The sequence below is a fragment of the Microvirga alba genome, assembly GCF_015694465.1.
In the GTDB taxonomy this organism is placed as follows: domain Bacteria; phylum Pseudomonadota; class Alphaproteobacteria; order Rhizobiales; family Beijerinckiaceae; genus Microvirga; species Microvirga alba.
This window is the reverse complement of the sequence record NZ_JADQDO010000004.1, coordinates 27,469-49,819: the sequence shown is the minus strand read 5'-3', so window position 1 is coordinate 49,819 and position 22,351 is coordinate 27,469. Positions and strand designations below refer to the sequence as shown.

Annotated in this window: 21 protein-coding genes; 12 read left to right on the top strand and 9 right to left on the bottom strand. The window is 63.2% G+C overall.

Going from position 1 to position 22,351, the window contains the following annotated elements; genetic code table 11:
• Window positions 1-111: 111 nt before the first annotated feature.
• A complete protein-coding gene (locus I2H38_RS10045) occupies window positions 112-903 on the bottom strand; it encodes a HesA/MoeB/ThiF family protein (protein ID WP_196271936.1) in 792 nt (263 codons plus the stop codon).
• Between the two features lie 155 nt (window positions 904-1,058).
• Between I2H38_RS10045 and I2H38_RS10040 the strand changes: the two genes are divergently transcribed.
• The 11 genes from I2H38_RS10040 (at window position 1,059) to I2H38_RS09990 (ending at window position 10,655) form a co-directional block, all read left to right on the top strand.
• Window positions 1,059-2,063, top strand: a complete 1,005-nt coding sequence (locus I2H38_RS10040) for a BMP family lipoprotein (RefSeq protein WP_196271717.1) — start codon at window positions 1,059-1,061, stop codon at window positions 2,061-2,063.
• A 153-nt stretch (window positions 2,064-2,216) separates the two neighbouring features.
• Complete coding sequence (locus I2H38_RS10035; protein ID WP_196271716.1) at window positions 2,217-3,740, top strand: ABC transporter ATP-binding protein; 1,524 nt, start codon at window positions 2,217-2,219, stop codon at window positions 3,738-3,740.
• Window positions 3,740-4,174: a VOC family protein gene (locus I2H38_RS10030; protein WP_196271935.1), complete on the top strand. Its 435-nt coding sequence runs from the start codon at window positions 3,740-3,742 to the stop codon at window positions 4,172-4,174. The genes I2H38_RS10035 and I2H38_RS10030 overlap by 1 nt, the downstream gene beginning before the upstream one ends.
• Window positions 4,171-5,277: an ABC transporter permease gene (locus I2H38_RS10025; RefSeq protein WP_196271715.1), complete on the top strand. Its 1,107-nt coding sequence runs from the start codon at window positions 4,171-4,173 to the stop codon at window positions 5,275-5,277. The genes I2H38_RS10030 and I2H38_RS10025 overlap by 4 nt, the downstream gene beginning before the upstream one ends.
• A gap of 6 nt (window positions 5,278-5,283) precedes the next feature.
• The gene (locus tag I2H38_RS10020; RefSeq protein ID WP_196271714.1) at window positions 5,284-6,189 is read left to right on the top strand and encodes an ABC transporter permease; all 906 of its coding nucleotides are present in this window, start codon (window positions 5,284-5,286) and stop codon (window positions 6,187-6,189) included.
• Window position 6,190: 1 nt separating this feature from the next.
• Complete coding sequence (locus I2H38_RS10015) at window positions 6,191-6,595, top strand: cytidine deaminase (protein WP_196271713.1); 405 nt, start codon at window positions 6,191-6,193, stop codon at window positions 6,593-6,595.
• 65 nt (window positions 6,596-6,660) lie between these two features.
• Window positions 6,661-7,476, top strand: coding sequence for a purine-nucleoside phosphorylase (locus I2H38_RS10010; RefSeq protein ID WP_196271934.1), 816 nt, complete (start codon window positions 6,661-6,663; stop codon window positions 7,474-7,476).
• Window positions 7,476-8,237, top strand: coding sequence for a deoxyribose-phosphate aldolase (gene deoC / locus I2H38_RS10005; RefSeq protein WP_196271712.1), 762 nt, complete (start codon window positions 7,476-7,478; stop codon window positions 8,235-8,237). The genes I2H38_RS10010 and deoC overlap by 1 nt, the downstream gene beginning before the upstream one ends.
• Before the next feature lies 1 nt (window position 8,238).
• A complete protein-coding gene (gene deoA, locus I2H38_RS10000) occupies window positions 8,239-9,561 on the top strand; it encodes a thymidine phosphorylase (RefSeq protein WP_196271711.1) in 1,323 nt (440 codons plus the stop codon).
• Complete coding sequence (locus I2H38_RS09995) at window positions 9,558-10,499, top strand: 2-hydroxyacid dehydrogenase (protein ID WP_324617374.1); 942 nt, start codon at window positions 9,558-9,560, stop codon at window positions 10,497-10,499. Before deoA ends, I2H38_RS09995 begins: the two co-directional genes overlap by 4 nt.
• Window positions 10,500-10,511: 12 nt before the next feature.
• The gene (locus tag I2H38_RS09990; protein ID WP_196271710.1) at window positions 10,512-10,655 is read left to right on the top strand and encodes a hypothetical protein; all 144 of its coding nucleotides are present in this window, start codon (window positions 10,512-10,514) and stop codon (window positions 10,653-10,655) included.
• On the opposite strand, the gene I2H38_RS09985 is transcribed toward I2H38_RS09990, so the two are convergent.
• From I2H38_RS09985 to I2H38_RS09950, 8 genes are all read right to left on the bottom strand, one after another.
• Window positions 10,619-11,470, bottom strand: a complete 852-nt coding sequence (locus I2H38_RS09985; RefSeq protein WP_196271709.1) for a C40 family peptidase — start codon at window positions 11,468-11,470, stop codon at window positions 10,619-10,621. The genes I2H38_RS09990 and I2H38_RS09985 overlap by 37 nt on opposite strands.
• Window positions 11,467-11,814: a MarR family transcriptional regulator gene (locus I2H38_RS09980; protein ID WP_196271708.1), complete on the bottom strand. Its 348-nt coding sequence runs from the start codon at window positions 11,812-11,814 to the stop codon at window positions 11,467-11,469. Before I2H38_RS09980 ends, I2H38_RS09985 begins: the two co-directional genes overlap by 4 nt.
• Window positions 11,815-11,889: 75 nt before the next feature.
• On the bottom strand, window positions 11,890-13,272 hold the full coding sequence (locus tag I2H38_RS09975) for a leucyl aminopeptidase family protein (protein ID WP_196271707.1): 1,383 nt from the start codon (window positions 13,270-13,272) through the stop codon (window positions 11,890-11,892).
• A gap of 65 nt (window positions 13,273-13,337) precedes the next feature.
• Complete coding sequence (locus tag I2H38_RS09970) at window positions 13,338-14,831, bottom strand: phosphomannomutase/phosphoglucomutase (protein WP_196271706.1); 1,494 nt, start codon at window positions 14,829-14,831, stop codon at window positions 13,338-13,340.
• 113 nt (window positions 14,832-14,944) lie between these two features.
• Complete coding sequence (locus I2H38_RS09965) at window positions 14,945-15,856, bottom strand: 2-dehydro-3-deoxygalactonokinase (protein WP_196271705.1); 912 nt, start codon at window positions 15,854-15,856, stop codon at window positions 14,945-14,947.
• Between the two features lie 49 nt (window positions 15,857-15,905).
• A complete protein-coding gene (gene upp / locus I2H38_RS09960; protein WP_196271932.1) occupies window positions 15,906-16,535 on the bottom strand; it encodes a uracil phosphoribosyltransferase in 630 nt (209 codons plus the stop codon).
• Window positions 16,536-16,571: 36 nt separating this feature from the next.
• Window positions 16,572-17,825 carry a URC4/urg3 family protein gene (locus I2H38_RS09955; RefSeq protein ID WP_196271704.1) on the bottom strand — a complete coding sequence of 418 codons (1,254 nt, stop codon included), beginning with the start codon at window positions 17,823-17,825 and terminating at the stop codon, window positions 16,572-16,574.
• Between the two features lie 122 nt (window positions 17,826-17,947).
• On the bottom strand, window positions 17,948-19,210 hold the full coding sequence (locus I2H38_RS09950) for a GTP cyclohydrolase II (RefSeq protein WP_196271703.1): 1,263 nt from the start codon (window positions 19,208-19,210) through the stop codon (window positions 17,948-17,950).
• Window positions 19,211-20,504: 1,294 nt separating this feature from the next.
• Here I2H38_RS09950 and I2H38_RS09945 point away from each other — a divergent pair.
• Complete coding sequence (locus I2H38_RS09945) at window positions 20,505-22,082, top strand: short-chain fatty acid transporter (protein ID WP_196271702.1); 1,578 nt, start codon at window positions 20,505-20,507, stop codon at window positions 22,080-22,082.
• The last annotated feature ends 269 nt before the right edge of the window (window positions 22,083-22,351 follow it).

Genomic DNA, 22,351 nt, shown 5'->3' with positions numbered 1-22,351 from the left:
TCAACTCAGCCTCACGCTGAGGAGGGTTGCATCGCAATCCGTCTCGAAGGGCGAAGCGTTTCCAGCAGCTTACTGGATGCGCCGCCTGCGTCCTTCGAGACGCCTCGCCTCTCAGGATGAGGGGGGCGTAACGCCGCTCCCATTCAGCGGATTATTCTCATCCCAGCCGTAGCGGATGGTGTCGAAGCGCATCGAGCGCGCGTCGACCATCAGCAATCGACCGACGAGGCTTTCGCCGAAGCCGACAATCTCCCTGATCACTTCCATCGCCATCAGGCTTCCCATGACGCCGGCGAGCGCGCCGAGCACTCCGGCTTCCGCACAGGTCGGAATCGCGCCGGGCGGAGGCGGAGAGGGGAAGAGACAGCGATAGGTCGGATTCGGCTTGCCGTGCGGGCCCGTCTCATGGGCTCGAATCGTTGTCAGAGATCCATCGAATTGTCCGAGGGCTGCCGTAACGAGAGGCTTTCTCTCGAGGAAACAGGCGTCCGAGACGGCATATCGGGTCTCGAAATTGTCCGACCCATCTGCAACGAGATCGTAGCGGCGGATCAGGTCCCGCGCATTCTCCGCAGTCAGTCTCAGATGATGAGGCTCTACCGTAACGTGAGGATTGAGCCGTGCGACGGCCCCCGCCGCGCTTTCCACCTTGGTACGGCCGACGTCCGGCGTTCCGTGGATGACCTGGCGCTGCAGATTGTCGAGCGAAACCACGTCATCGTCCACGATCCCGATGGTTCCGAGACCTGACGCTGCGAGATACTGAATCAGCGGAGTGCCCAGGCCCCCGGCGCCGATCACAAGGACGCGGGAGGCCTTTAATTTCAATTGGCCTGGACCTCCCACGTCGCGAAGAACGAGGTGGCGGGCATAGCGGTCGATCTCGTCGGGCATCAGCGGCATCATGTGACCTTAGCGTCATGGCCGGGTCTATCAACCATTCCACGGAGGAAATAACATCAACGGCTTGACAGGGTGCTTGGCGTCATGACCCTTCCCGTGCCATCGTCTGGGCGCAACCGGGTAACAAGCCGGCGCCAAACAGGGGAACAATGCCAATGACAGCGACTAAATTCGGCCTTGCGCTTGCAGGCCTCGCCTTTTCCGCCACAGCGGCTTTCGCGCAGGATGCGTTCAAGCCGGCGATCGTCTACGATCTCGGCGGAAAGTTCGACAAATCCTTCAACGAGGGCGTCCACACCGGCGCTGAGAAGTACAAGAAGGAAACGGGGACCGACTACCGCGACTTCGAGCCGCAGAACGACGCGCAGCGTGAGCAGGCGCTCCGCCGCTTCGCTCGCGATGGCTTCTCGCCGATCGTGGCCGTCGGCTTCAGCCAGGAGACTGCGCTGAAGAAGGTCGCCGAAGAGTTCCCCAAGACCAAGTTCGCCATCATCGACGCCGTCGTCGAGAAGCCGAACGTCCAGTCGGTCGTCTTCAAGGAGCACGAAGGTTCGTTCCTCGTCGGCCTCCTGGCTGTGCAGGCCTCGAAGACAGGCAAGGTCGGCTTCGTCGGCGGCATGGACATTCCCCTGATCCGCAAATTCGCCTGCGGTTACGTCCAGGGCGCGAAATTCGCCAAGGCGAATGCTGAAGTGTTCCAGAACATGACCGGCACTACCGGCGCGGCCTGGACCGACCCGGTGAAGGGCGGCGAGCTCGCCAAGAGCCAGATCGATCGCGGCGCTGACGTCGTTTATCATGCGGCTGGCGGCACGGGCGTAGGCGTCATGCGCGCGGCGGCGGATGCGGGCAAGTTCAGCATCGGCGTCGATTCGAACCAGAACGGCATGCACCCCGGCAAGGTGCTCACCTCGATGGTGAAGCGCGTCGATATCGCGACCTACAATGCGTTCGATCAGGCCAAGAAGGGCACCTTCAAGGCTGGCGTCTCCGTGCTCGGCCTCAAGGAAGATGGCGTGGCGTGGGCGCTCGACGACAACAACAAGGCGCTCATCACGCCTGAGATGAAGGCAGCCGCCGACAAGGCCGCCGAAGGCATCAAGTCCGGCGCCATCAAGGTGCATGACTACATGTCCGATTCGAAGTGCCCGGTGCAATAAGCCGCTAGGGTTTTCGTTCCTCCTGCCGCGCGTCAGGCGCGGCAGGTCGGGATTCAAACGCGATCGGCGCCGGTTCTGGCGTTCGATCGCTGAATCCATTTTCGTCCGCTGGGGCAGGCCGTGTCCGCCCGGGGATGATGTGTGAGTTTGCTCATGCTTCCCGCCATTCAACTGCACGCCATCAACAAGCGCTTCGGTGAGGTTCACGCCAACAAGGACGTGAACCTCACGGTCGAGCGCGGAACGATCCACGGGATCGTCGGTGAAAACGGCGCAGGCAAGTCGACGCTGATGTCGATCCTCTACGGTTTCTATGAAGCCGATTCCGGCGAAATCCGCGTCAATGGTAAGCCGGTTTCGATCCGCTCCCCCAACGATGCCATCTCTGTCGGCATCGGCATGGTCCACCAGCACTTCATGCTGGTGGAGACCCTGACCGTCGTCGAGAATGTGATGCTCGGCGCAGAGGGCGGCGTCATGCTTCGCGGCGGCGAGGCGAAGGTGCGCGCCGAACTTGCGCGCCTGTCGAGTGATTACGGTCTTGAGATCGCCCCCGACGCCATCGTCGGCGATCTATCCGTTGGTCTCCAGCAGCGCGTCGAAATTCTGAAGGCCCTCTATCGCGGGGCCGATATTCTCATCCTGGACGAGCCAACCGCGGTGCTGACGCCCGCCGAAGCCGATGCGTTGTTCGAATTGCTTCGGGCATTGAGGGCGCAAGGCAAGACGGTTGTTCTCATCACTCACAAGCTGCGCGAGATCATGGCGGTGACGGATCGCGTTTCGGTCATGCGCCGTGGCGAGATGGTCGCTACCGTCGAGACCAAGCACACGTCGCCGCCGGAGCTTGCGGAGCTGATGGTCGGTCGCCGGGTGCTTCTGCGGGTCGAGAAGGCCGAGCGCGAGCCCGGCGCGCCGCTTCTGGAGGTCCAAAACCTGTCCGTCATCGACAGCCGGGGCGTGCTCAGGGTCGCGAATGCTTCGCTGAACGTGTGCGCCGGCGAGATCGTCGGCATCGCCGGTGTCGCCGGCAACGGCCAGAGCGAATTGCTCGAGGCGCTCGCGGGTATGCGCCAGCCGGTTCTCGGCACGATCAAATTCGAGGGGTGCGAAGTCCGCTTCGATCAGCACAATCCGCACGGCATGCGTAAGCTCGGCTTGCTGCATGTTCCTGAAGACCGTCTGCGCATGGGGCTCGTGTCGGCGTTTCCAGCCTTCGAGAGCGCGGTGCTTGGCTTCACTGACGATCCGCGCCTAGGGGCGGGGCCGTTCCTCGACCATGACCGCATGATCGCGGATCTTACGGCGAAGATGGAAGCTTACGATGTGCGCCCGCGCGCGCCGCGTTTGAAATCCTCGAAATTCTCCGGCGGCAATCAGCAGAAGATCGTTCTGGCGCGCGAAATAGAGCGCAATCCGAAGGTGCTTCTCGTCGGTCAGCCGACGCGCGGCGTCGATATCGGCGCGATCGAGTTCATCCACCGCCGCCTCATTGCGCTGCGCGACGCGGGTGTCGGAATTCTTCTTGTATCGGTCGAACTCGACGAGATCATGAATCTCTCGGATCGCATTCTCACCATGTGCGGCGGCCAGATCACCGGCGAGCGCAAGGCGAACGAGACAAACGAGCAGGATCTCGGCCTTCTCATGGCCGGAGTCACGGAGCAGGCAGCGTGATGCAACCGCGTTTGACCCTTGTGACGCTCGGCGTTGCGGATGTCGCCAGGGCGACGGCCTTTTATGAGGCCTGGGGCTGGAAGGCCTCGGCCGCCAGTCAGCCCAGTGTCACTTTCTTCCAGGCGAACGGCTTGGCCCTCGGGCTCTTCGGACGCGCGGACCTCGCCGAAGACGCGCATGTCGAGGACAAGCCGACAGGCTTCTCCGCCGTGACGCTCGCCTACAATGCGCGTTCGAAAGCCGAGGCCGATGAGGTTTTTGCCCTGGCGCTGGCCGCGGGCGGACGTCTCCTCAAGCCGCTGCAGGACGTCTTCTGGGGTGGCTATTCAGGCTATTTCGCCGATCCGGATGGCCACCTGTGGGAAGTGGCCTGGAATCCTTTCTTTCCTCTCGACGAAGAGGGCCACATGTTCTTGCCGGATCATCAGTCGTGAGCGCTCCCATCGATCTTCCCAAATGGGCCGATACGGTCCTCGTGCCTGCCGTCTCCGTGGTGGCCGCGTTTTTCGTGGCCGGCATGGTCGTGGTCGGCATCGGCGAGAACCCCCTCACCGCGACGCGTCTTTTGCTGGAGGGCAGTGTGGGTACGGGCGAAGGGCTCGGCTTCACGCTGTTCTACACCACCAATTTCATCTTCACTGGCCTTGCGGTGGCGGTGGCTTATCATGCGGGCCTGTTCAATATCGGCGCCGAGGGGCAGGCGACATTGGGCGGTCTTGGAGCCGCGCTCGTTCTTCTTAATCTGAGCTTCCTGCCGGGCTTCCTGCTCATACCGGTCGGCATTCTCGGCGCGGCCGCTTTCGGCGCGCTGTGGGGCGCGATTCCGGGCTACTTGCAGGCCAAGCGTGGCAGTCACATCGTGATCACCACGATCATGTTCAATTGGCTCGCGAGCGTGTTGATCGTCTATCTGCTGGTCAACGTCCTGCGTGAGCCGACCAACATGAATCCGGAGACGAAGGCGTTCCCGGCGCAGTCGCAGATCCCGTTCATGCATGAAGTCTTCGCCGCATTCGGCGTCGAGATCGCGCCGTCGCAACTCAACCTGACCTTCGTGCTGGCGCTGGCCGCAGCCTACGCCATCTGGCTCCTGATCTATCGCTCGCGTCTCGGCTACGCGATCCGCACCGTCGGCTTTAATCCGACGGCGGCCGTCTATGCGGGCATTTCGCCCGCGCGCATTACGGTCATCGCGATGGTTCTGTCGGGCGCGCTCGCCGGCGGCCTCGCCGTCAATGAGCTGATGGGGTACCAGCATCGCCTTCTGCTCGAATTCACGTCCGGCTACGGCTTCGTCGGCATTGCGGTCGCGTTGATGGGGCGGGCGCATCCGCTGGGCATCATTCTCGCGTCGCTCCTGTTCGGCATCCTCTATCAAGGCGGCGCGGAGCTGGCCTTCGAGCAGCCCGCGATCACCCGCGACATGGTGGTCGTCATCGGCGGCATCATCATTCTCTTCGCGGGCGCTCTCGAAGGGTTGTTCCGCCGCCTCGTCGCGCGCGCGCTGATGCCGGCGATGAGACAGGCGAGGGCTTAAATCATCATGGATCTCGGCTTCTTCGTCACTGTCTTCGATTCCTCGCTGCGATTGTCGATACCGCTTCTCGCTGCCTGTCTCGCTGGCCTCTGGTCCGAGCGCTCCGGCGTCGTCGATATCGGCCTTGAGGGCAAAATGCTGGTCGCTGCCTTTGCGGCGGCGGCGGCCGCACATGCTTTCGGCTCGGCCTGGATTGGGCTCATCGCGGGCATCGGTGCGTCTGTCGCTTTCGCGCTCATTCACGGCTTTGCATCCATCAGCCAGCGCGGCAACCAGATCGTGTCGGGCGTAGCCATCAACATGCTCGCCGCAGGCCTGACCGCCATCGTCGGAAATGCGTGGTACGCGCAGGGCGGCCGCACGCCGCCGCTCGAGGGTGCGGCGCGATTTGGAGATGTGTTTCTCGGCCATTCCGCGCCGGTCATTTTCGCGCTGCTGGCCGTCCCGGTGACGTGGTTCGTGCTCGGCAAGACCCGCTTCGGCCTTCGCCTTCGTGCCGTCGGCGAGAACCCGGCCGCTGTGGATACGGCTGGTATCTCGGTCACTGGGTTGCGCTACGTGGCTGTGATGATCTGCGGTGCCCTTTGTGGCCTTGGCGGCGCCTATCTCTCGGTCGGCCAGTCGGCAGGTTTTCTTCCCAACATGACAGCGGGCAAGGGCTTCATTGCGCTTGCGGCTCTGATTTTCGCCAAATGGCGCGCGTGGCCCGCTTTGGGCACCTGCTTCCTCTTCGGCGTGTTGGACGCAGCCGCCATCCGTCTGCAGGGTATTTCGCTGCCGGGTATAGGCGAGGTGCCGGTACAGGCGATCCAGGCCTTGCCGTACCTCTTGACCGTCATCCTCCTTGCCGGCGTGATCGGCAAGGCGATCCCGCCGCGTGCGGCCGGCGTTCCTTACGTGAAGGAGCGGTGACATGGCGCCTCTCGACACGCTGTTCCATGCAGCCCGGGCGGTACAGGCGAAGGCTTATGCGCCCTATTCCCGGTTCAAGGTCGGCGCCGCCATCATGACGCCGGACGGCAAGATCTTTGCGGGCTGCAATGTCGAAAACGCGGCCTATCCCGTTGGCAGTTGTGCGGAAGGCGGCGCTATTTCTGCGATGGTGGCCTCCGGTGAAAGCCGCATCGCTGCGATCGTCGTGATGGGCGAGGGCGACAGCCTCGTGACGCCCTGCGGCGGTTGCCGCCAGCGTATCCGTGAATTCGCCGCGCCCGATACGGCGATCCACGTGGCGGGGCCGGAGGGAATCCGGAAAAGCTTCACGCTCGACGAGTTGCTGCCCTTCTCGTTCGGGCCGCACAACCTCGGTGCCCGATAGGGCTTCTCAATAGAACCCGCGACATAAAAAAGAAGGAAGAGCATGATCCAATCGTGCTCCAAGAGATGATGATGCAACAGAACGTTCAGGAAGCAGCCGAGTTTGTGCGGACCCATGGATTTGATGGCCGGTTCGACGCTGCTTTCGTGCTGGGCACCGGGCTCGGCACCTTGGTCGATGACGTTACCAACGTAGTCAGCCTGCCTTATGCGGATATTCCGCATTTCCCCAAGAGCGGCGTCTCCGGTCACGCGGGCCGTCTCGTCGCGGGCATGCTCGAAGGCAAGCGTGTGCTGCTCTTCCAAGGCCGCGCGCATTACTACGAGACGGGGGATGCGGGTGCGATGCGCCTGCCCGTGGCGCTAGTGCGGGAGCTTGGCGTTCCGACGTTGGTTCTGACCAATGCCGCGGGTTCCGTGCGCGCCGGAATTCGTCCCGGAAGCCTCGTCGCCATCAACGACCACCTCAACCTGTCCGGCGCCAACCCGCTCTTGCGGGATCACACGGAAGGACGCTTCGTCTCGCTCACGGGCGCTTATGACGAAGGCCTGCGGAGGACGCTACAAGCGGCTGCGAGGAAGGCCGGCATCGATCTGCCCGAAGGCGTCTATGCGTGGCTCTCGGGGCCGAGCTTCGAGACGCCGGCTGAAATCCGCATGACGCAAATTCTCGGCGGCGATCTTGTCGGCATGTCTACAGTGCCCGAGGTCATCCTGGCGCGCTATTATGGCCTCAAGGTCGCGGCGATCTCCCTCGTCACCAATCTCGCCGCCGGGATCGAGGGGGCCTCGCCCTCGCATCAGGAGACGAAGGATACGGCCGCCGAGGCTTCGGAGAAGTTCAAGCGACTCGTTCGCTCATTCGTCGCGGAGTTGCCCTGATGTCTGATGTCGAAATCGCTCTGCGCGCTCTGCGCAGTCTCGATCTGACAGACCTTAACGATAACTGCACCGATCACGCTATCGATACGCTTTGCACCAAGGCGCAGACCCGGCATGGGCCGGTCGCTGCCGTCTGCGTGTGGCCGCAATATGTCGGGCGCTCGCGCGACGCCTTGCGAGGCTCTTCCGTGCGGATCGCGACCGTCGTCAATTTTCCCGCTGGCGGTGAGGATGTCGGCCGCGTTGTGGACGACACGCATGAAGCGCTTGCCGACGGCGCGAACGAGATCGACCTCGTGCTGCCTTACCAGGCCGTGCGTCGCGGTGATCTGCGCGTCGCGTCCGAGATGGTCGAGGCGGTGCGTGATGTCGTCGACCAAGGGGGCGTGTTGAAAGTCATTCTGGAAACGGGCGAACTCGTCGATCCGTCGCTCATCTCGACCGCGAGCCGTATCGCCATCGAGGCGGGTGCCGATTTCATCAAGACCTCGACGGGCAAGACGCCGGTTTCCGCCACACCGGAAGCTGCGGAAATCATGCTAAACGCCATCAAGCTTTCCGGTCGTCCCGTCGGGTTGAAGCCGTCCGGCGGCATCTTTACCGTTGGGGAAGCTGCAATTTATCTCGACCTCGCGGACCGCATCATGGGTACCGACTGGGCGACACCGAAGACTTTCCGCATTGGCGCGAGCAGCCTCTACGACGCGCTGATCGCGGCCATCGAAGGGCGGGCCAACACAGCCACCGCCGGGACCTACTGACATGACTCTTCTTCCGCAGGAAATCATTCGCCGCAAACGTGACGGCGGTGCGCTCGAAGCCGAACTGATTCAGGATTTCATCGAAGGCCTGACGACCGGGCGCGTATCAGAAGGACAAGCGGCGTCCTTCGCCATGGCGGTGTTCTTCCGTGGGCTGTCTGTCGCCGAGCGCGTGGCGTTGACGCAGGCGATGGTGCGCTCGGGCGAAGTGTTGAAGTGGGACCTGCCCGGCCCGGTCCTCGACAAGCATTCGAGCGGTGGGGTCGGCGATACGGTGAGCCTCGCGCTCGCGCCGGCTGTTGCCGCATGTGGCGGCTATGTGCCGATGATCTCCGGACGCGGCCTCGGCCATACGGGTGGAACGCTCGACAAGCTCGATTCCATTCCGGGCTATGTGTCCCAGCCCGATATCGACACATTCCGGCTTGTGACGCACGACATCGGCTGCGCCATCATTGGCCAGACGGCGGATCTCGCGCCGGCGGATAAGCGCCTCTACGCCATCCGCGATGTGACCGCGACGGTGGAATCGATCGATCTTATCACTGCGTCGATCCTGTCTAAAAAACTCGCCGCCGGGCTACAGGGGCTCGTGATGGACGTGAAGTTCGGCTCGGGTGCCTTCATGGACAATGCCGCCGATGCGCGCGCGTTGGCGGAGAGCCTCGTGCTGGTCGCGAACCGCGCCGGATTGCCCACGAGCGCGCTGCTCACCGACATGAACGAGCCACTCGCTTCTGCCGCCGGCAATGCGGTCGAGGTTGCCTACACCGCCGACTACCTGACGGGTCGTCGCCGTGAAGAGCGTTTCCATCGTGTGACGGTGGAACTCAGTGCCGAGATGCTCGTGCTTGGCAAGCTTGCGAGCGACATCGTCGAAGCGCGTAAGAAGATCGAGGAGGCCATCGCTTCGGGTAAAGCCGCTGAGATTTTCCAACGCATGGTCGTCGCGCTCGGTGGCCCTGGCGATCTCTTGGAACGTCCGGAAAAGCATCTCGAAGCCGCGCCAGTCATCCGTTCCATTCACGCGGAGCGTTCCGGCATCGTGCAAAAAATCGCGACCCGTGATGTTGGCGTCGCAGTCGTGGCGTTGGGTGGCGGCCGCACCCGGCCGCAGGACCCGATTGATCACGCGGTCGGCTTGACCGAGCTCGCCGGCATTGGCGCGACCGTTGACGCTAATCGTCCGCTCGCTATCGTGCACGCCCGCACCGAGGCTGCGGCCGAGGCCGCCGCCCGCGCTGTTCGCGCCGCTTATGCGGTTGGAGAGGGTGCTGCCAAATCCGGACCGTTGATCCTCGAACGCATTGGAGCGACCTCGTGACCCTGCTCGTTGCGCTGACTTGGGATCCGGCAGCCTGGGTCGAGCGTTTCAAGATGCATCTCCCCGGTCTCGACATTGTCGTTCTGGGTGAGGATTTCGACAGAGCAAGCGTTCGCTACGTTGCGACCTGGGGGCCGAAGCCCGGCAGCCTTTCCGATCTGCCGGCGCTCGAAGCGATCTTTTCGCTTGGCGCGGGTGTCGATCATCTGATGGGTTATCCCGGCCTGCCTGATGTGCCGATCGTGCGCGTGTCGCAGGACGATCTCACGCACCGAATGAGCGAATATGTGGTGATGCACAGCCTCATGCATCTGCGCGATCAGCGCCGGTTCGATGCGGACCAGCGCGCGAAACGTTGGGAGCCCGACCGCGCACCGCCGATTGCCGCCCAAGTGCGCGTCGGCGTGATGGGCTTTGGCGCGTTAGGCCAAGATGCTGCGCGCAAGCTCAAGGTCATGGGCTTCGATGTTGCGGGCTGGAGCCGCACGCCGAAAGCCATTGAGGGTTTTGAAATCTTCTCCGGCGAGGCTGGGCTTGAGCGGTTCCTCGCGCGCACGGACATTCTCGTCAGTCTCCTGCCGCTCACCCGAGAGACGCGCGGCATCCTCAATCGCGACTTGTTCAAGAAAATCGCGCGTGACGGACGCCTCGGTGGACCCATTCTCATCAATGCCGGGCGGGGCGGATCGCAGGTGGAGGCTGATATTCTCGCCTGTCTCGATGATGGCACGTTGAAGGCTGCAACCCTCGACGTGTTCGAAGTCGAGCCGCTGCCGCAGGAGTCGAAGCTCTGGACGCATCCGCGCGTGAGTGTCACCCCGCACAATTCGGCGACGAGTGATGCCGAAATGACGGCGCGCTACATCGCGCAGCAGATCCGCCGGCATGAGGCTGGAGAACCGTTCCAGAATGTGGTGGATCGGGCTCGGGGTTATTAGAAACTCAACGTCATGCCCGCGCTTGTCGTGGGCGTCCACGCCTTCGTTCCGCGCAGCGTGAAAGACGTGAATGGCCGGGACAAGCCCGGCCATAATGGATGCGACGCCGGTGGCCGGCTCTATCGCAGCCGCTTGATCGCGCTGATCGCGCCGTAGCTCGTTTCGCGGATGCGCTTTTCCGCGACGGCGAGGGGTTCGACATAGACGGTCATGGTGTGGCCGGTCGCATGGATGAGGCGGGTTTCGTCCATCATCAAGCCGACATGGCCCTTCCAGAACACGAGGTCTCCGCGCTGCAAGCCGCTGAGATCGGGCTTCACCTCGACCGAGCTTCCGAGCCGTTGTTCCTGCATGTCGCTGTCGCGCGGAGCCTTGATGCCAGCAGCGGTCAGACACGTCTGCGCGAGGCCGGAACAGTCGAGCCCGACGCTGGTCTTGCCGCCCCAAAGATAGGGAGTGTGCTCAAGCCGTTCGGCCACGCTGACATAATCCGTCTCGAATGAATCGAGGCCGGTCAGGTGCGCAGCAAAAACATAACCGCCGGTGGCTAGGCGCGCGTACTCGCCCTCAATGCCGGTGATCGCGAGCATCGAGTTGAGAGTGAAAATGCCCTCATTCGGCAGTTTCAGGTTCGGGCCGGGATAGATGAAGGTCCGGAGCGTGCCGACCTTGTGCGTCGGCTCCGGCCCCGGCTCCCCCAGCGCTGCGCTCTGTAGATAGCCGACATAGCCGTCCTCGTGCAGTTGAACCCAGGCCCAGCCTTCATGTTCGTCGTAGACGGTTACGCTTTCCCCCCGAATCGCCTGGGTGTCGACGGGCGCTTCGCGGGACGGGTGGCGGTGAAGAGAGGCGAAGGATGCGACGACGCGCTTCTTCGTGCCGGTCGCGAAGCGCTCCGCCTCGACCTGCCCGCGTAAGCGCTCGTCGGCCAGATCGGCACGGAAGGGCGTGATACGGCGGTCGAAGTTCATAGGGGCAGCTCCTTGGCGCGGGCGGTGATGATATCTCCTAGCCGCTCGACAGCCAACGCGCCAGCGACCGTGCGCTGAATGATGACATTGCGACGATCCAGTTCATCCCGGCGGCGGGTGACGAGATCGAGCTTGCCCATGGTGTCGAGGGCCCGGGTGATGACGGGCTTGGTGACGTTCAGCTTCCTGGCGAGGCCGCGCACAGTGTGCGGCGGCGGCTCAAGATAGATCGTCAGCAGAATGGCGATCTGGCGCGAGGAGAGATCGCCGCCCTGATGCACGAGGTCGAGATGCACGTCGTGCCAGAGCTTGAGGGATTGGGAAGCGCGTAACTCGACAGGCATGGCCGCACCGTTCGTTTCGGAGCCGTAGTATTCGACCACAAAACGAACGGCGCAATCCCTGTCTGCGGCTATGCTTTAGGAAGCGTATCGATCTTTGATGAGCGCATACATCAGCCGCGCCGCCTGCACTTCCGCGCCTTCCGGACGGCCGGGCTTGGTGGCGTTATTCCATGCGAAGATGTCGAAGTGGACATGGGCCTTCGCTGCCGTCACGAAGCGGCTCAGGAACAGTGCTGCCGTGACCGAGCCGGCCATCGGGCCGCCCGTGTTGTTGATGTCGGCGAATTTGGAATCGAGCTGGGCGGCATAGGATTGCCAGAGCGGCATGCGCCAGACGGGATCGTTTTCCTTGTCGCCAAAACGCGAGATTTCCAAGGCGAGTGCGTCGTCATCCGTGAAGAACGCCGGAAGCTCGGGGCCGAGCGCCACGCGGGCAGCACCCGTCAGGGTCGCGAAATCGACGATCAGGTCGGGATTCTCTTCATCCGCGAGCGCCAACGCATCGCCGAGGATCAGCCGGCCTTCGGCGTCCGTGTTGCCGATCTCGACCGTGATGCCCTTGCGGCTCTGCAAGATGTCGCCGGGGCGGAAGGCGTTGGCGGAGATCGAGTTTTCGACGGCAGGGATGAGCACGCGCAGGCGCACGGGCAGGTTCGCGCCCATGATCATGTCGGCGAGCGCCAGTGTCGCCGCCGAGCCGCCCATATCCTTGCGCATCATTAGCATGGAGGCGGCAGGCTTGATGTCGAGGCCGCCCGTGTCGAAAGCGACACCCTTGCCGACGAGGGTGACGCGCGGCGCGCCTTCCTTGCCCCAGGCGAAGTCGATGAGACGCGGAGGCGTCGCCGAAGCGCGCCCGACCGCATGAATCATCGGGAAATTTTGCTTCAGCAGATCGTCGCCGACGATGGTGGTGAACGCCGCGCCGTGCTTCTCCGCCAATTTACGCGCGGCCGCCTCGATGCCATCGGGGCCAAGATCGCTGGTGGGCGTGTTGATAAGATCGCGGCTCGTCGTGATTGCATCGGCGATGCGCGAAACCTCGTCCACGTTGACGCCTTCCGGCGGCACGAGGCGAACGGATTTGGTGGGGCGCTTGCGATAGCGATCGAACGAATAGGCGCCGAGAATCCAGGCGAGCGTCGCCAGGGTCGGGTTCGGCGCTTGCGTCTCGAACCGATAGACGCCATCCGGGAGCAAGGTCACGAGTTTTGCGGGCAGGAAGGGGTCGATGCGCTTGGCATCCTTGCCGTCGAGGCCGAACGCGACACCCAGAATGTTCCCGTCCGTATCCGGCAGGAGGCAGTGAGTTCCGACCTTGGCTTCGAAGCCCTGCGCCTTCGCGAAAGCTCGTGTGATCTCGGGAAACTTTTCGAGAATGCCGGGCCAGGTGGCGTCGTTCACCAGCCAGATCGGCAGCGAGGATTCATGGGGGAAGGCAAGCAGGGAGTGGGGCATCGGGGAATCTCGGTGAAGCGAAAAGAAAAAGTCCGGCAGGATGGTTCCTGCCGGACGTGAAAGGATCAGATCGTCTGGTTGTAGGCGCCGACTTCCGGGTTTTCGTGAAGAACCGCATCGACCGCCTTGAACATCTCCCGCATGCGCGCTTCCGAAACGGGGCTTTCGACGACGACCACGATCTCCGGCTTGTTGGAGGAGGCCCGCACCAGGCCCCAGGTGCCGTCGTCCGTCACGACGCGCACACCGTTGACGGTAATGAGATCGGTGATGGCGTGTCCGCCGACCTTCTCGCCTTTCAATCCGGTGAAGCGCTTTACGACGCGATCGACGACCTCGTACTTCACCTCGTCGGCGCATTTCGCCGCCATGGTGGGCGAGCCCCAGGTTTTCGGCACGGCGCTATAGAGATCGGCCATGGACTTGCCGGGGTTGCGATCGAGCATCTCGCACACGGCAATGGCGGTCAGAACGCCGTCGTCATAGCCGCGTCCGACAGGCTTGTTGAAGAAGAAGTGGCCCGACTTCTCAAAGCCCGCGAGGGCCGAGAGTTCGTTGACGCGGCGCTTGATGTAGGAATGGCCGGTCTTCCAGTAATCGGTCTTCGCGCCTTGCGCCCGAAGCTCGGGGTCGGTCGCGAACACGCCGGTCGATTTCACGTCGACGACGAAGGTTGCGTTCGGGTGCAATTTCGACAGATCGCGCGCCAGCATGACACCGATCTTGTCGGCGAAGATTTCATCGCCGTTGTTGTCGACCACACCGCAGCGGTCGCCGTCACCGTCGAAGCCGAGACCGACATCGGCACCCGTCTCGCGCACCTTGTCCGCAATGGCATGAAGCATCTTCATGTCTTCCGGGTTTGGATTGTAGCGCGGGAAGGTGTGGTCGAGATTCGTATCGAGCGGGATCACCTCGCAGCCGATCATTTCGAGCACCTGCGGCGCGAACGCACCTGCCGTGCCGTTGCCGCAGGCCGCCACGACCTTCAGCTTGCGCTTCAGTTTCGGCCGGTTGGTGAGGTCAGTGATGTAACGGTCCCGGAAGTCTTCGACGAACTGATACGAGCCGCCTTCACGCAGCGTGAACGCCGCGTTCATGACGATGTCCTTCAACCGTCCCATTTCTTCGGGGCCGAAGGTGAGGGGGCGGTTCGCGCCCATCTTCACGCCGGTCCAGCCATTGTCATTGTGGGAAGCGGTGACCATTGCGACCGCCGGGCAATCGAGCTCGAACTGGCCGAAATAGGCCATGGGCGAGAGCGCGAGGCCGATGTCCTTGACCCGCAGGCCGGCGGCCATCATGCCCGAGATCAGGGCGTACTTGATGGACGAGGAATAGCCGCGGAAATCATGTCCCGTCACCAGATCCGGCCGCACGCCCATCTCATGAATGAGGGTGCCAATGCCCATCCCCAGGGCCTGCACGCCCATGAGGTTGATCTCTTTTTCGAACAGCCAGCGGGCGTCGTATTCGCGAAAGCCGGTCGGCTTCACGAGCGGGAAGGATTCATACTCATAGGTGTTCGGGACGAGAGCGACTTGAGGCTTAGGGAACATGGTCCATCCGGAAGTGGAGGTGTGAGTAGGGCGGGATCTTGAGGATCGGATATGAACGAAGGCTGACTGTCGGGCGCGGGTCAGATCGGATTATGATCCCTTTTGGCGAGGCTTCAACCGGCCGGGTGGTGTCGGACAATCCATGCCAGACCGGCGATCAGGGCCTCTTGCGGGGCTTTGACGGCGGTTTCGATCCCATGGCGAGCGAGCGCATGACGATAGAGATCCGCGCGCGGCTGATCTGCCAGTATGGTTACCAGGGAAGGGCGTCCGAACTGTGACAGGGCCCCGTTGATTTCATCGCCGGTGAGGAGGCCCGAAAGATAGGGCGCAAGCAAACCCGTCTCCATCCGCCCGGACACGACGGCGGCCCGTGCGCCGAAGAGAAGATGAAGCAAGCCCACTCGCTCGCCATCCGCCCCGCCGCTATTGCGGCTGGCGGCTTCCAAGCCGAGATCGAACCCGCGCGGGTCTTCGGGTTCCGTCGCCGGGCGGCCGATCATCGAATGCTCGCGTAAGAGAGCGTACATCTCGCCGGTCATGTAAGTGGCGAAGCGTTCGATCCGCCCGTCCCGCATGGCGATCCATTTGGGATGGGTGCCGGGGGAACAGACCAAGCCATTCTCGACGCCGGAGCCGAGAACGAGCGTTTCCTCGCCGCGCATCACATCGGACGCGCCCGGCGCGGGCTCGCAGAACAGGCCGGGGATGATGTAGCCTTGACGTCCGTGATCGAGATCGACGGGGACCATGGCCTTGGCGATCTCGGCGGGGCCCGCCGGGCAGGAGGCGTAGGGCGCGACGACCCAACCCTCGCGGCTCCCGACCATCCCGACCAGGAGCACGGGAGCCTTGGGCTCCGCATCGAGCCAGCGTCCGCATTGGCGCATGAACACCTTGCGGTGCTGCCCCGGCTTGAGGGCCGAGACGCCCTCCGGCGAAGAGACCCGATCGAGAACGGTCTCGTTCTCGATCAGATAGCCGCGAAAGTGGGTCGTTCCCCAATCGGCGACGATGAAGCGCACAGCAGAAGATCCGCGGGTTCGAGGGGCGAGGACTTAACCGAAGAGGCCTTCAGCGCGTTCCATACATGCGGTCGCCCGCATCGCCGAGGCCCGGCACGATATAGCCGTGATCGTTGAGATGGTCGTCGATGGCGGCGGTCCAGATCGGCACGTCGGGATGCGCGCTGCGCATTCTCTCGATGCCTTCCGGCGCGGCGAGCAGGCAGACGAAACGCAGATCCTTCGCTCCGCGCTCTTTCAGCCGGTCGATGGCGGCCACGGCCGAATTGGCTGTGGCGAGCATGGGATCGAGTACGAGAACCATGCGATCGGCGAGATCGGACGGGGCCTTGAAATAGTATTCCACGGCCTGGAGCGATTCCGGGTCGCGATAGAGGCCGATATGGGCCACACGCGCCGCCGGAACGAGGGTCAACATGCCGTCGAGGAAGCCAACGCCCGCGCGCAGGATCGGGGCGAAAACGAGCTTCTTGCCGGCGATCTGCGCGCCTTCCGTCGTGGTCATCGGCGTCTCGATCTTGACGCGCTCCATCGGCAGGTCGCGGGTGACCTCATAGCAGAGGAGCATGCCGATCTCGTTGAGGAGCTGGCGGAAACCCTTCGTGGAGCGCTCTTTCTCCCGCATCAAAGTCAGCTTGTGCTGAACCAGCGGATGGTCGACCACGGTAACGCCCTGCATGCTTTTTCGCCCTTCAATCGTCTTGTGCTGGTTCATTTAAAACACCGTCCCGTCGCTGATGATCGTCAGAGGAGGGGATCCATCGCCGCGCCGCGCCTTGGCCAGTCTGCGCCCCGTCGCCCAGGTGCCGCCTTCGAGCACCTTGGCGAGGGGGAAATCCTCCGCCTTCAATCCGAGCTTCGCGCGGATCGGATCGGCAATGCGGTCAAGAAGCGCCACGGTCAAGGCCCGCCATTCCACGACGAGGGTGGAATCCACCGGATGAGCGCGGCTTGCCTCTGTGGGATCCTTCAAGGACAGGACACCCGCATCGAGAAACAGGCCGCCATTGCGGTATTCGGGCAGGCCCGTCAGGCCGTCCACATCCACGACCGTGTAGCCCGCCCATTCCAGCGGCTCGATCAGCGAGTAGGAGAGCCACTGGGACAGCTTGTGGAAGGGGATCAGGCCCTTCGTGACATCCGGCGCATCGACCAGCGGATGCCGCCAGGTGTCGCCGAGATCGACGCCGCCGAGCGTGGTGCGGCCCGGCCAGATCGAACCGAGATAGGTGAGCAATGCCTCGAGAATCGCGGTGGCCTTGATCGTCTCGCCATCGGCCGTCGCGGCGATGACGTCGAACAGCCCGCCGGGGCGCGGATCGTCGTGCTGGCCGAAAATATCGGGATTGGTCGCGACCGCCCGGCCGAGGCGGTTGAGAAGGGCGGCGCGGCCTTCGAGGCCCACGAGAGGGTTGTCCGCCGAGGCCTGGAAACCTTCTGCCAGGTCTTCCGGCCTCAGGCTTAAAAGCACGTCCGCATCGACCCTGAACGGGTCCTCGGGTCGGCTCGAGAACGCGCCGCCGATGAACATGTCGAAGCTCGCGACCGCCAGTCCCTCCGAGCGGGCATAGGTCTCGGCCGTCCGGCCTTCCTCGTAACGCCATTGCGGACCGGCCCCCGCATCGAGCAGAACCGAGACGATGGCGAGATCGAAGGCAGCACGGGCCATTTCGCCCGCATTCGACCACGGAGCACCATGCATCACCGCGCCCCAGCGGTCATAGCCGCCGACGGAGAAATGACGCCAGCGGGCATGGAAGGGAATGTCGAGGGACGGATAGGCTTCGCGGATGGTCGCCACGACCTCGTCCGCGCAAGCCTCGAGCCGGTCGAGATGGACCGCAAAATGCGGAAGGCGGCCCTCGACGCCATGCCGGAGGATCTGGTGGGAACGCTCGCGCACTGCCGTGGCGGATAGGAGGCTTCGGGCTGCTTCGGTGTCCGAAGGAAGGTTCAACTGGTCCGTCACGCCGTACTCCGAGGCTCTTCAATGGAACAGCGATACCACAAGTCCCGGCTTGTCTCCTGTCTCTTAAGAGAACCGGTTGCGGAGAAGGTTAAATGCACGATCCGGGCAAGGACGAAACCGGTTTAAAACCGCTCGAGATCGCGACCTTTGATCTTTTCGAGGTCGGACGCATCGGGGGCTCCCTCCGGCGTGTAGTAACCGGCGGCTTTCTTGGCCTCCAGCTCCACCTGCGCGTCAGGCGGCACCAGCTCTGCCGGGATCGGCACCCGCTCCACCACTTCGATGCCTGAGGCGGTAATGGCGTCGTATTTCATGTTCGACATGGACATGAGCCGGTCGATGCGACGGATGCCGAGCCAGTTCAACACGTCGGGCATGAGCTGCTGGAAGCGCGCGTCCTGAACGCCCGCGACGCATTCCGTGCGCTCGAAATACGTCGAGGCCTTGTCGCCGCCTTCCTGCCGCTTGCGGGCATTGTAGACGAGGAACTTGGTGACCTCGCCGAGCGCGCGGCCCTCTTTCCGGTTATAGGCGATGATTCCGACACCGCCACTTTGCGCCTCGCGCACGCATTCCTCGATGCCGTGCACGAGATAGGGGCGGCAGGTGCAGATATCCGAGCCGAACACGTCGGAGCCATTGCATTCGTCGTGCACGCGGCAGGCGATCCGCGTCTTCGGATGGCTGAGCTTGGCCACCTCGCCGATGACATAGACCGTGATGTTGCCGATGGGCGGCAGAAACACGCTCATGTCGGGCCGGGTCACGAGTTCCGGGAACATGCCGCCGGTTTGCTCGAACAGGGTCCGGCGCAATTCGCCCTCGGCGCATCCGAACCGCTCCGCGATGCCGGGCAGATACCACACCGGATCGACAGCGACCTTGGTGACGGAAATGTCGCCGGAAGCGCGCAACACGCCGCCATCCGCCTTGAGGCGCTTCGCCCCCATGGCGGACAGGATTTCCGGCATGTTCAACCGCGCTTTGGTGATGGCGATGGTCGGCCTAATATCGACGTCGCTTGCGATGTCATCCCGGTAGATCTGCCCGACCATATGGCCCCACGGATCGAGCGACACGATCCGGCCGGGCTCGAACCATTGCGGATGCGGGCCGATCTCGGCCGTTGGGTGCGTGTTGTGCAGATCGGGCCGCGCCATCGGGTTGAGGGCGCGGGCGGAGATGGCAAGCGCGCGGTAGAGCGAATAGGAGCCGCCATGGGCCCCGATGACATTGCGGTCGGATGGATTGGTGATGGAACCGATGACCGGCCCGCGCTCCTTAGGGTCGCTCACTCCCCATTTGATGGGGCGGCGAACCGTGGCCGCATTCGGCTCCGGGTGCGAGGTGAGGCGGATATGTGTGGTCCGGTTGGGCGAGTTCATGAACGGTCTTCCACGCCGGGGAAGACTCTCCCTAAGATCGTTCGGAAAGCCTCCTTGCGATCCATGGTAGAATGATCCGAAGTTACGACGCCGTCAACGGCTCAGAACGGTTTGTCATCCCGGCACGCCGCAGGGGGAGCGTAGCGTCCGGAGGTGGATCCCCTTCCATTCCGCTTCACTCCAGCCGGGGATGACATCCGAGCGCGTCATTCCGGGACTGCCACCGGGCCGGACCCCGAACTCATAACCGCAAGCGGATCAGGATGAAGCGCGAGCATTCCGCCTTGTTCGGCTGCCGTGGCGGTTATGGGCTCCGGGCTCCGCTGACGCGGCCCCGGAGTGACGGGGGAGGGTGTCCAGTCCGGGGCTGTGCGCCGTCATCACCTCTCCCGTGGGGAGAGGTCGAGCGAAGCGAGGGTGAGGGCTGCGCCTTATCCGCAAGAGGGCGCAACCCCTCACCCCAACCCTCTCCCCCGGGAGAGGGAGGAGGCGCGCGCCTGAACATGGCCTTGCGGGTGCTGGTTTTCGCTGGTTTTCAAAGAGCAAGCGGGTGCGGGCTCGGGGCTGAAAAAGCCCCAAGCCTTGAAAAGCGATCGAGGGTGGCGCGACGTGCGGTCCGGCTCGATGATGGCAATGAGAGGTGAGAGCCGGCTGGCACCTCGCGCACGGTTCTTTTAGGCGGACAGGCGGCGTTGGCTCCAACAGCTGCCCGTGGCGGACACCGTCTGCGAGAGACGGGCGGCCCCGGACCAACCTGAGCCCTCGGCACAGCCTGGGCCTCCCGCCGAATGGGGTTGCGTACCCCCACTCGCGGGACCGTGCCCGACCCCACAATCACGACGCCTCGCGAGCGCGCCCCTCGGTGGGCCGGGACGGGAGGAGAGATAGCCAGGGTTGGGACAATTGTCAAGAACAAAAAGAGAACATTCTTATCCTCGATTCGTACTCTTGCCCTTTTCAATCCGGTCGTCCCCGGTCTCGTCCCGGGGATCCACGTCTGCCCGCCTTGATGCTTAAGGCGTGGGTGGCCGGAACAAGTCCGGCCATGACGGCAAGGATGGGGAAAGGGGCGGCCGCACGGGGTGCCATTCCCGGTGGAGTCAGGTCGGGAAAGGGAGGTCAGTAGACGCTCGAACGATTGGCTCTTGCGATCTTGACCTGATTCAGACGATTCAGACCTTTGTGTCTCGGGCTTGAGCAACGCCGATGCAACTTGGGCTCAGACTGCAGGTTATCTCCACGGAGAGTTCCATCGGCAGATCTCACCGTTTCGCGGTCGAGAGGGTATGTAGCCATGAGCACGACCAAGCCTGATAGCGATGCCGCTGGAAACGAAACGTCCACCGCGAAAGCATTCGAGCCTGGAGCGGCTGCCCTAGCGAGCGAGGAAGGCGTCTCGACCCGCGAGAGCGGCGTGACCACTGATCAGCACGCCGCTCCTCGGAAGAGTATCGCGGACGATGGTGAGGAGGGCTCACTGGCCCGCGTCGCATTGCGGTTTACCGCGTGGGCGGAGCGTTGGTTCCCTGATGCTTTCGTGTTTGTCGCCATCGCGGTCGTCGTTGTTGCAGGCGTGGCTCTTCTCAACGGAGCTCCCGTCCAAGCCGTCACGAAGTCTTTCGGGGATGGCTTCTGGAGCCTGATCACGTTCACCATGCAAATGGTCTTCGTCGCTGTCGGCGGCTATGTCGTCGCAACCTCACCTCTGGCCCAGCGCCTGATCCTTCGGCTTGCGCAAGTCCCGCGAACCGGGCGGGGCGCTGTCGGTTTCGTTGCGGCGGTGAGCATGATCGCTTCGCTGTTCAATTGGGGCTTGAGCCTGATTTTCGGCGGTCTGCTGGCCCGGGCTCTCGCGGAGCGCACCGACATCCGCATGGACTACCGGGCGGCTGGGGCGGCGGCTTATCTCGGCCTTGGTGCCACCTGGGCGCTGGGGTTGAGTTCGTCTGCCGCACAGCTGCAGGCCAATGCAGCCAGCCTGCCGAAGGCGCTCCTCCCGATCACGGGGGTTATCCCGTTCACTGAGACAATTTTCTTGTGGCAATCGATGGTGATTGCTGGTGTGCTGATCGCGATTTCGATCGTCATCGCGATCTGGTCGGCGCCCTCTGATACCAGCGCGGTGACCGCTCACGACATGGGCGTTGAGATGACCAAAGCGGAGCAGGTGGTCCCGCCACCGCAGCAGCCCGGGGAGTGGCTTGAGCATTATCCGCTTCTCAGCATCCTTTTGGTGGCATTGGCGGTCGGCTGGCTCATCCAGGAGTTCGCGCGCCAGAGCGCGATCATCGCGATCTCGAACCTGAATACCTATAACTTCCTGTTCCTGATGCTGGGCATGCTCCTCCATTGGCGGCCAAAGCGCTTCCTGATTGCGGTCAGCAAGGCGGTGCCGGCCACCACGGGCGTGCTGATCCAATTCCCCCTCTACGGCGCCATCGCCTCGATCCTGACCACCGCGAAGAACGCGAGTGGAACGACGGTGTCGGACCAGATTGCCCACCTCTTTGTCAGTCTGACCACCCACGACACCTTTCCGCTGGCGATGGGCGTCTACTCGGCGGTGCTAGGCTTCTTCATTCCGTCGGGCGGCGGCAAGTGGCTGCTCGAGGCACCTTACGTCATGCAGGCGGCGAACGATCTTAAAGTGCATCTGGGCTGGGCGGTTCAGGTCTATAATGCCGCCGAGGCGCTGCCTAATCTGATCAATCCGTTCTGGATGTTGCCGCTGCTCGGCGTGCTCGGCATCAAAGCGCGCGACATCGTCGGCTTCACCTTCATGCAGCTCCTCGTCCATCTTCCTGTCGTGCTTTTCCTGCTGTGGTTCTTCGCCCGGACGTTGCCGTACATCCCGCCTGTTGTCCCGCAATAGGCCTATCTGGGAGAACGCATGGCCGGACCTTTTTCGTGTCGTTCTCCAGGGTGTCATTCCGGGACGGCCCTTGGGGTCGGGCCCCGAACCCATAAACGCAGCGGTGTCAGAATACAGCGCAAAGCTTCCCGCTCGATCCTGCGATAGGTTCCGGGCTCCGTTTTCGCGGCCGGAATGACGGTAAGGTGTTGTCCCCTTTATCCCCCGTGGCCCTCAGGTCAGGAAGCGACGGTCAGCAGGTGTTCGAACGCATTGTCCTATTTCCGCCA